The sequence below is a fragment of the Jeotgalibacillus marinus genome (assembly GCF_040801915.1).
In the GTDB taxonomy this organism is placed as follows: Bacteria; Bacillota; Bacilli; order Bacillales; family Jeotgalibacillaceae; genus Jeotgalibacillus; species Jeotgalibacillus marinus.
The window spans coordinates 1-397 of record NZ_JBFMIA010000101.1 but is presented as its reverse complement, the minus strand read 5'-3'; the positions used below and the strand labels follow the sequence as shown (position 1 = coordinate 397).

Here is a 397-nt window from a genome sequence, read left to right as displayed (position 1 = left end):
GAGGGAACCCCTCAAGAATGCCGAGCGGTCCGTGCTTTCTGCCCTTTCCTTATTCTCGCCTTCCGTCTTCTTTTCTCCCCCCCTTCTCCTTCTCTCTCCTCCCCCCTTCTCCCCTCTTCCTTCCCTCTTCCCCTCTCTCCCCTCCCCTCCCTCTTTCTTTTTTCCCCCTCCCTCCCTCCTCCCTTTTTCTCCCCCCTTCTTTCCCTTTTCTTTCTCCTTTCCCCCTCCTTTCCTTTCCTTCCTCTCCCTCTTTTTTCCCCTCTTCTCTCCCTCTTCCCCTTCCCTCTCCCCCCCCTTCCTTTCCTTTTCTTTCCTCCCCCCCTCCCTCCTTTCTCTTCCTCTTCTTCCTTTTTCCTTTCCCCCCCCTTTTCCTCTCCTTTCCCTCCCTTTTCCCCCC

1 protein-coding gene is annotated in these 397 nt (G+C 56.2%); it reads right to left on the bottom strand.

The window, feature by feature from the left end:
* Window positions 1-49 precede the first annotated feature (49 nt).
* On the bottom strand, window positions 50-397 hold a 348-nt coding region (locus AB1471_RS18765), incomplete at its 5' end, for a hypothetical protein (protein ID WP_367780948.1).